The sequence below is a fragment of the Actinomyces sp. HPA0247 genome, assembly GCA_000411415.1.
GTDB lineage: Bacteria > Actinomycetota > Actinomycetes > Actinomycetales > Actinomycetaceae > Pauljensenia.
The window spans coordinates 679,946-688,331 of sequence record KE150451.1 but is presented as its reverse complement, the minus strand read 5'-3'; the positions used below and the strand labels follow the sequence as shown (position 1 = coordinate 688,331).

The following is an 8,386-nucleotide window of genomic DNA, read 5'->3' as shown; positions in this document are numbered from 1 at the left end:
CGCCGGCCTGCCCCTGGACCTGCGCAAGAGCCAGCCCTACTGCGGCTACGAGAACTTCGAGTTCGATATTCCCACCCGCGACAAGTCCGACGTCTACAACCGCACGATGGTTCGCTTCGACGAGTGCTACGAGTCCATGCGCATCATCTGGCAGGTGCTCGACAGGCTGGACCAGTGCGACGGCGCGCCCACCATGGTCGCCGACCCGGAGATCGCCTGGCCCGCTCGCCTGGCGGTCGCCACGGACGGCCAGGGCAACTCGGCCGAGCACGTCCGCGAGATCATGGGGGAGTCCATGGAGTCCCTCATCCACCACTTCAAGCTCGTCACGGAGGGCTTCCACGTGCCCGCCGGCCAGGTCTACCAGACCGTCGAGCACGCGAAGGGCATCCTGGGCGTTCACCTCGTCTCCGACGGTGGCACGCGCCCGTTCCGCGCGCACTTCCGCGACCCCTCCTTCGCCAACCTGCAAGCGCTGGCCATGATGACCGAAGGCGGCCAGCTGGCCGACGTGGTCGTCGCACTGGCCGCTATCGACCCCGTTCTCGGAGGCGTTGACCGATGAGCTACACACCCGACACCCTGGCACGCCTGCAGGCGGACGCCGCGCAGATCATCGCCCGCTACCCGGACGGTCACTCGCGTTCCGCGCTGCTGCCGATGCTGCACCTGATCCAGTCCGTTGACGGCTACGTCAGCCCCGACGGCATCGACTTCATCGCCGCCACGCTGGACCTGCCTCGCGCAGAGATCAGCGCCGTCGCGACCTTCTACACGCAGTACAAGCGCCACCCCACCGGCGACTACCTGGTGGGCGTGTGCACGAACGCGCTGTGCGCCGTCATGGGCGGCGACGAGATCTGGGAAAAGGTCTCCAAGAAGGTCGGCGTCGGCAGCGATGAGACCAGCGAAGACGGAAAGATCACGCTCGAGCGCATCGAGTGCAACGCGGCGTGCGATTACGCGCCCGTCGTCATGGTCAACTGGGAATTCTTCGACAACCAGAGCCCTGAGTCGGCGCTGGCCATGATCGATGACATCCAGGCTGGTCGCGACATTCACCCGACGCGCGGTCCCGTCGTGGCCCCCACGTTCAAGGAGAACGAGCGCGTCCTGGCCGGCTTCCTGGATGGCCACGAGGACGAGGGCCCCTCTGCGGGCCGCTCCACGCTGCTGGGCCGAGAGATCGCAGCGGCGAAGGGCTGGACCGAGCCGGTCGCCGTGGAGGTCGCCGACGAGGCCGCTGACACGAAGGGAGAAGAGGCGAAGTGAGTACCGCATACGTTGCGCCCGGACCGCTGACCCCGATCCTCACCAACGGGTGGGGAGAGGATCGTTCCTGGACGCTGGACTCCTACCGGGCTCGCGGTGGCTACCAGGGCCTCGAAAAGGCCCGGACCATGGAACCCGCTGAGATCGTGCAGGTCGTGAAGGATTCCGGCCTGCGAGGCCGTGGTGGCGCAGGCTTCCCGACCGGCCTCAAGTGGTCCTTCCTGCCCCCGGCTGACGGCGGCCCCCGCTACCTCGTGGTGAATGCCGACGAGTCCGAACCGGGCACCTGCAAGGACATCCCGCTGATCATGGGCAACCCGCACGTCCTCATTGAGGGCATCGCGATCACGTCGCGTGCGATCGGCTGCGACCACGCGTTCGTCTACCTGCGCGGCGAGGTCACCCACGTGTACCGTCGTCTGCTACAGGCCGTGCGCGAGGCGACCGAGTCCGGCGTGCTCGGCGACCTGCGCATTACCGCCCACGCGGGTGCTGGCGCCTACATCTGCGGTGAGGAGACGGCCCTGCTGGACTCCCTCGAGGGTCGTCGAGGCCACCCGCGCCTCAAGCCCCCGTTCCCCGCGGTCGCCGGTCTGTACGCCCGTCCCACGGTCGTCAACAACGTCGAGACCATCTCTCAGGTTGCGGGCATCTTCCGCAACTCCCCCGAGTGGTTCGCGTCCATGGGCACCGAAAAGTCCAAGGGCCACGGCATCTTCTCCGTGTCGGGTCACGTGAACAACCCCGGCCAGTTCGAGGCCCCCTTCGGCATCACGATGCGCGAGCTCATCGAGATGGCGGGCGGCATCCGCGACGGCCACGAGCTGAAGTTCTGGACCCCCGGCGGTTCCTCCACCCCGATCTTCACCGAAGACGAGCTGGACACGCCCCTGGACTACGAGTCCGTGGGCGCTGCCGGTTCGATGCTGGGTACGCGCGCCCTGCAGGTGTTCGACGAGACGGTTTCGGTCGTTCGCGTCATCACCCGCTGGTCCGAGTTCTACCAGCACGAGTCCTGCGGTAAGTGCACGCCCTGTCGCGAAGGCACCTACTGGATGAAGCAAATCATGCTGCGTCTCGAGCGAGGCGAGGGCCGTCCCGGCGACGTCGACCTGCTCGACGAGATCGCACACAACATTGCGGGCCGTAGCTTCTGCCCGCTGGGCGACGCCGCAGCAACCCCGATCATGTCGGGCATCAAGCGCTTCCGCGACGAGTTCGAGGCCGGGCTGACCACGCCCGCCCGCGAGCTTTTCCCCTACGAGGCGTCCGCTAACTACGCGCGAGGAGGTGGCCGATGAGCGACGCACCCAACATGATCGACGTCACCATCGACGACGTTCAGGTTTCTGTCCCCCAGGGCACGCTCGTGATCCGCGCGGCCGAGCAGGCCGGCATCCGGATCCCGCGTTTCTGCGACCACCCGCTGCTGGCCCCCGTGGCCGCATGCCGCCAGTGCCTCGTGGAGGTCGGCATGCCCGACCGCAACACGGGCGAGCTGCGCTTCATGCCCAAGCCCCAGCCCTCGTGTGCGCAGACCGTCACCCCGGGCATGGTCGTCAAGACCCAGCACACCTCCGAGGTGGTGGACCGCGCCCAGCGCGGCGTCATGGAGTTCCTGCTCATCAACCACCCGCTGGACTGCCCCGTCTGCGACAAGGGCGGCGAGTGCCCCCTGCAGAACCAGGCGCTCACCGAGGGGCGCGGCAAGTCCCGCTTCACGGACGCCAAGCGCACCTTCAAGAAGCCGCTGCGCCTGACCTCCCAGATCCTGCTGGATCGTGAGCGCTGCATCCTGTGCCAGCGCTGCGTGCGCTTCGGCAAGGAAATCTCGGGCGACGTGTTCATGGACCTGCAGGGCCGAGGCGGCGGCACCGCCCCCACGGAGCACCACTACTTCATGGGCGAGCAGGTCGGCGGCTTTGACACGACCACGCTCGACTTCTTCGACCCGAAGGCCAAGGACGCCGCGACCTCGTCCCTGTCGTCGCCGTTCGGCACAGATGCGATCGTCGGTTCGCTCAACGAGGGCGAGCTCTCCGTCGCTGAGCGCGACGTCTCGGGCCGTGCCTTCGCCTCCTACTTCTCGGGCAACATCATTCAGATTTGCCCCGTCGGCGCTCTGACCGCCGCGTCCTACCGCTTCCGCGCGCGTCCCTTCGACCTCGTGTCGACGGCCGCCGTGACCGAGCACGACGCGTCGGGCTCCGCGATCCGCCAGGACGTGCGCCGCGGCGAGGTCGTGCGTCGCATGAGCGGCAACGACCCCGAGGTTAACGAAGAGTGGATCACCGATAAGGACCGCTTCGCCTTCGAATGGGACAAGGTCGATCGCCTGACCTACCCGCTCGTGCGCGAGGATGGCAAGCTGGTTCCCACCTCCTGGTCCGACGCGCTTGACCGCGTCCGTGAGGGCCTCGAGCAGGCTGGTTCGTCCGTGGGCTTCCTGCCCGGCGGCCACCTCACCTTCGAGGATGCCTGGGCCTGGTCGAAGTTCGCGCGCACCGTCGTCGGTTCCGACTCGATCGACTTCCGTTCGCGTCGCGCCAGCGAGGAAGAGCGTTCGTTCCTGGCCTCCTACGTGGCGGGCTCCGGCCTCGATGTCACGTACTCCGATCTGGAGCACGCCGGTCAGGTCCTGCTGGTCGCCCTCGAGCCCGAGGACGAGTGCGGCGCGATGTTCCTGCGCCTGCGCAAGGGCACCCGTAAGTCGGGCCTGAAGGTCGCCACGGTCGCGCCCTTCACCTCCAACGGTTCGCGCAAGATGAACGCCCAGGTCCTGCACGCCGCCCCCGGCTCCGAGCCCGGCGTTCTCGACGCGATCGCCGCTGGCGGTGCCTACGCGGATCTCGCGGATGCCCTCTCCGGTGGCATCGTCCTCGTGGGCGAGCGCGCCGCGCAGACCCCCGGCCTGCTCTCCGCCGTCGTCGCTCTGGCCGAGCGCACGGGCGCCCGCCTCGCATGGGTCCCGCGTCGCGCCGGTGACCGCGCCGCCGTCGAGGCCGGCCTCCTCCCGGGTCTGCTTCCCTTCGGCCGCGGCATCGACGAGGCCGGGGAGCAGTCCCTGGGTTGGGGCGAGCTTCCCGAGCGCGGCCTCGACGCCGAGCAGATGATCGAGGCCGCCGCCTCCGGTGAGCTTGCGGCTCTCGTCGTCGGCGGCGTCGACGTGCGTGACTTCGACGAGCCGGCCGCCGTGCGCGAAGCCCTCGACGAGGTTCCCTTCCTCGTGTCGCTCGAGGTTCGTGCCTCGGAGATCACCGAGCGCGCGGACGTCGTCCTGCCGGTGGCCCCCGCGGTCGAGAAGAACGGCACCTACATCAACTGGGAAGGCCGCCTGCGTCCCTTCGGCCAGGCCCGCTCGGCAACGTCCCTCACGGACCGCGACGTGCTCGTGCGCCTCACCGAAGAGTTCGACCTCGACCTGGGTATCACCGCCCTGGCTGACCTGTACGAGGAAGTTAACCCCCTCATGGAGTGGGATGGCGCCCCGCAGGCCTTCGCTCCGGTCTCGCCCGAGGCTCCCGTTGTCGCCGGCAAGGGCGAGGTCGTTCTGGCCTCCCACAAGCCGATGATCGACGCCGGTCGTCTCCAGGATGGCGCCCCGTGGCTGGCCGGTTCGGCCCGTCGCCCCGTCCTCCTGGCCTCGGCCGCCACGCTCGCTGCCGCGGGTATCGCCCCCGGCGCGGACGCGACGCTCGAGACCGAGCGAGGCACGATCACCCTCCCGGCCGCCATCGCGGACCTGCCCGACTCCGTCGCGTGGGTGCCCGAGTGCTCGACCGGCTCCGTTATTCACGAAAACCTCGGCGGTGTCGGCACCGTCGCGACCCTGCGCGCCACGCAGGAGGTGGCACGATGACACTCGCACCCTTCGCAGTCCCGGAATACACCGCCGCGGACTTTAGCCAGGAAACCTGGTGGCTCAGCCTCATCAAGGCCGTGTTCATCATCGTCTTCCTGATCGCCAACGTGCTCCTCGCCCTGTGGGTCGAGCGCCGAGGCCTGGGCCGCATGCAGACGCGTCCCGGCCCGAACGTCGCGGGCCCCCTCGGCCTGTTCCAGGCGTTCGCCGACGCGGGCAAGCTCCTCTTCAAGGAGGACATGTGGACCCGCCGGGCCGAGCGTTTCCTGTACTTCCTGGCTCCCGCCATCGCGGCTTTCGCGGCGTTCAGCGTCTACGCGGTCATTCCGATGGGCCCGAACGTGACGATCTTCGGCCACTCGACGCCGCTGCAGCTCGCCGACATGCCCGTCGCCTCCCTGTACATCCTGGCGATCGCCTCGCTGGGCCTGTACGGCATCGTCCTCGGTGGCTGGTCGACCCGCTCGACCCTGCCCCTGTACGGCGCCGTGCGTTCCTCCGCGCAGGTCATCTCCTACGAGCTGGCCATGGGCCTGTCCCTCGTGAGCGTGTTCCTCATGTCGGGCTCCATGTCCACCTCGCAGATCGTGGCCGCTCAGGGACAGTTCTGGTGGGCATTCACCCTGTTCCCCGCGTTCGTCATCTACTGCATCAGCGCCACCGGTGAAGTCAACCGTCTTCCCTTCGACCTCCCCGAGGCCGAGGGCGAGATCGTCGCCGGCCACATGACCGAGTACTCGTCGATGAAGTTCGGCTGGTACTACCTGTCCGAGTACGTCAACATGCTCAACGTCTCGGCCGTGGCCACCACGATGTTCTTCGGCGGCTGGCACGCCCCGTGGCCGCTCTCCCACGTCGAGTTCCTCAACTCCGGCTGGTGGGGCATGCTCTGGTTCTTCCTGAAGATCTGGTTCTTCATGTTCCTGCTGATCTGGACGCGCGCCACGCTGCTGCGCTTCCGCTACGACCAGTTCATGAACCTCGGGTGGAAGCGCCTCATGCCCATCGCCCTGGGCTGGCTCGTGCTCGTCGCCCTCGTGCGCGGCATCACCCAGTTCGTGGCGCTGCCCAACCACATCCTCTTCGGAGGCGTGGGCGTCATCTTCGTGATCGCCCTGGGCATCATCTGGCTGACGGACAAGCCCGAGCCCGAGGAAATCCCCGCATCCGAGCGCGAATACACGGGCTTCGAGGATGGCTTCCCCGTCCCGCCGCTGCCCGGACAGACCCCCGTTGCCTCGCCGCGCGGCCTCGCCACCATTGAGGGCGAACTGGCCCCGGCCTCGGCAATCGACAGCCCGAAGGAGTCCACCGATGAGTGAGAAGACCACCGACGAGGAAATGCTCTTCGAGCATGACCCCAAGGGTGCGTTCGCCCAGTTCGTCGCGCCTATGGCCGGCTACGGAGTCACCATGGCTTCCTTCTTCCGGCCCACCGTCACCGAGCAGTACCCGCGCGAACCCGCGCGCGTCATGCCCCGCTTCCACGGACGCCACCAGCTCAACCGCTACGCCGACGGCCTGGAAAAGTGCGTCGGCTGCGAGCTGTGCGCCTGGGCGTGCCCCGCTGACGCGATTTTCGTCGAGGCCGCATCCAACACGCCCGAGGAGCAGTACTCGGCGGGCGAGCGCTACGGCCGCGTCTACCAGATCAACTACCTGCGCTGCATCTTCTGCGGCATGTGCATCGAGGCGTGCCCCACGCGCGCCCTGACGATGACGAACGACTTCGAAATCGCCAAGTACACCCGCGAGGACGACATCTACGAGAAGGAAGACCTCCTGGTCCCGCTCTCCGATGGCATGCTCGCAGCGCCCCACCCCATGGTCGAGGGTAAGAACGACATCGACTACTACCGCGGGGAAGTCACCGGCCCCACCGCCGCCCAGGTTGACTGGGTCGCGAGCCGCCGCCCCGACGACCCCTCCCTCAAGACGGTACGAGTCGCCGAGGAGGCACACTGATGAACCTGTCCAACGGTTGGCCCATGATGGGGTCAACGGGGGAGATCATCCTCTTCGCATGCACGGCCATCGTGATGGTCGCCTGCGCTCTGGGTGTCCTCTTCTTCAAGAAGGCCGCGCACTCGGTCATCTGCATGGTCGGCGTCATGCTCGGCCTGGCCGTCCTGTACATCGCGAATAGCGCCCCCTTCCTGGGCGTGGCGCAGATCGTCGTGTACACCGGCGCGATCATGATGCTGTTCCTCTTCGTCATCATGCTGATCGGCATCGGCACCTCCGACGACTACGCCCGCCAGAGCCGCGGCGCCATCGTCTCGGCCGTGCTCGGTGGCCTCGGACTGATCGTCATCGTTGCGACCGCGATCCTGAAGTCCGTTCCCACGCCGCACAAAGCCGACGAGGTTGACCCCTACTCCAACCAGCCGATCACCGACCTGGCGATCACGCTGTTCCAGGAGCACTGGCTGAGCATGGAGCTCGCCGGCGCGCTGCTGATCACGGCCGCCGTCGGTGCGATGCTGCTGACCCACTCGGATCGCCTCGCCCCGAAGGCCGATCAGTACGAGACGGCGCGTAACAAGATGCGCGCCTTCGGCGAAAAGGGTTCTCGTATCGGCCAGCTGCCCGCCCCCGGTGTCTACGCCCAGTCGAACGCGGCCGATGTGCCCGCCATCTCGGGCGAGACCCTCGGCCCGGTCGAGGAGTCGGTGCCCCGCGTCCTGCGCGTGCGCGGCCTGACCCGCACGATCGGCGAGGTCACCCCCGAGGTCTCCGAGCAGCTCGCGCTCGCTCGCACTGAGACCGCGGCGACCGACTCTCTCGACGAGTCGCCCTACACCATCGGGCGCACGCCCGACGTCCCGCGCTCCGGCTCCTTCGGGATGCCCGGCGCCGCCGCGCCCACCGGACTGGCCCAGCCTCGGGCCCGCAAGGCGCGCACCACCACCCCCATTGAGAAGAAGGAGGAGAGCAAGTGAGCCTCGCCTGGTACCTCATCCTTGCGGGTGTGCTGTTCGCCATCGGTGCGACCACGGTCCTCGTGCGCCGCAGCGCTGTCATCGCGCTCATGGGCGTCGAAATGATGCTCAACGCCGCGAACCTCGTCCTCGTGACGTTTGCGCGCATTCACTCCAACGTTGACGGCGAGATCATGGCGTTCTTCGTCATGGTCGTCGCGGCCGCCGAAGTCGTCGTCGGCCTGTCGATCATCGTGTCCATCTATCGTTCCCGCTCGACCACGAGCATGGACGATCTCAACCTGCTGAAGAACTGAGGGAGGACGTAACT

General features: G+C 67.7%; 8 protein-coding genes. All 8 read left to right on the top strand.

Annotated elements, in window-relative coordinates:
* Positions 1-565: NADH-quinone oxidoreductase subunit D-related protein (locus HMPREF1478_RS08095; protein WP_016461590.1), on the top strand; the 565-nt coding region annotated here is incomplete at its 5' end.
* Positions 562-1,272: an NADH-quinone oxidoreductase subunit NuoE gene (gene nuoE, locus HMPREF1478_RS08090; protein ID WP_016461022.1), complete on the top strand. Its 711-nt coding sequence runs from the start codon at positions 562-564 to the stop codon at positions 1,270-1,272. The genes HMPREF1478_RS08095 and nuoE, both read left to right, overlap by 4 nt.
* Positions 1,269-2,573, top strand: a complete 1,305-nt coding sequence (gene nuoF / locus HMPREF1478_RS08085; protein ID WP_016461023.1) for an NADH-quinone oxidoreductase subunit NuoF — start codon at positions 1,269-1,271, stop codon at positions 2,571-2,573. The genes nuoE and nuoF overlap by 4 nt, the downstream gene beginning before the upstream one ends.
* The gene (locus HMPREF1478_RS08080; protein WP_016461024.1) at positions 2,570-5,131 is read left to right on the top strand and encodes an NADH-quinone oxidoreductase subunit G; all 2,562 of its coding nucleotides are present in this window, start codon (positions 2,570-2,572) and stop codon (positions 5,129-5,131) included. The genes nuoF and HMPREF1478_RS08080 overlap by 4 nt, the downstream gene beginning before the upstream one ends.
* A complete protein-coding gene (nuoH, locus tag HMPREF1478_RS08075; RefSeq protein WP_016461589.1) occupies positions 5,128-6,456 on the top strand; it encodes an NADH-quinone oxidoreductase subunit NuoH in 1,329 nt (442 codons plus the stop codon). Before HMPREF1478_RS08080 ends, nuoH begins: the two co-directional genes overlap by 4 nt.
* A complete protein-coding gene (gene nuoI / locus HMPREF1478_RS08070) occupies positions 6,449-7,099 on the top strand; it encodes an NADH-quinone oxidoreductase subunit NuoI (protein ID WP_016461588.1) in 651 nt (216 codons plus the stop codon). Before nuoH ends, nuoI begins: the two co-directional genes overlap by 8 nt.
* Positions 7,099-8,076 (top strand): NADH-quinone oxidoreductase subunit J, encoded by a 978-nt coding sequence (locus tag HMPREF1478_RS08065; RefSeq protein ID WP_016461587.1) that lies wholly within the window; start codon positions 7,099-7,101, stop codon positions 8,074-8,076. The genes nuoI and HMPREF1478_RS08065 overlap by 1 nt, the downstream gene beginning before the upstream one ends.
* Complete coding sequence (gene nuoK, locus HMPREF1478_RS08060) at positions 8,073-8,372, top strand: NADH-quinone oxidoreductase subunit NuoK (protein ID WP_016461586.1); 300 nt, start codon at positions 8,073-8,075, stop codon at positions 8,370-8,372. Before HMPREF1478_RS08065 ends, nuoK begins: the two co-directional genes overlap by 4 nt.
* Positions 8,373-8,386 lie beyond the last annotated feature (14 nt).

Excerpts from the sequence above, each read along its gene's own strand:
- nuoE (WP_016461022.1), top strand. The coding sequence starts at position 562 with ATGAGCTACACACCCGACACCCTGGCACGCCTGCAGGCGGACGCCGCG.
- HMPREF1478_RS08080 (WP_016461024.1), top strand. The coding sequence starts at position 2,570 with ATGAGCGACGCACCCAACATGATCGACGTCACCATCGACGACGTTCAG.
- nuoH (WP_016461589.1), top strand. The coding sequence starts at position 5,128 with ATGACACTCGCACCCTTCGCAGTCCCGGAATACACCGCCGCGGACTTT.
- nuoI (WP_016461588.1), top strand. The coding sequence starts at position 6,449 with ATGAGTGAGAAGACCACCGACGAGGAAATGCTCTTCGAGCATGACCCC.
- HMPREF1478_RS08065 (WP_016461587.1), top strand. The coding sequence starts at position 7,099 with ATGAACCTGTCCAACGGTTGGCCCATGATGGGGTCAACGGGGGAGATC.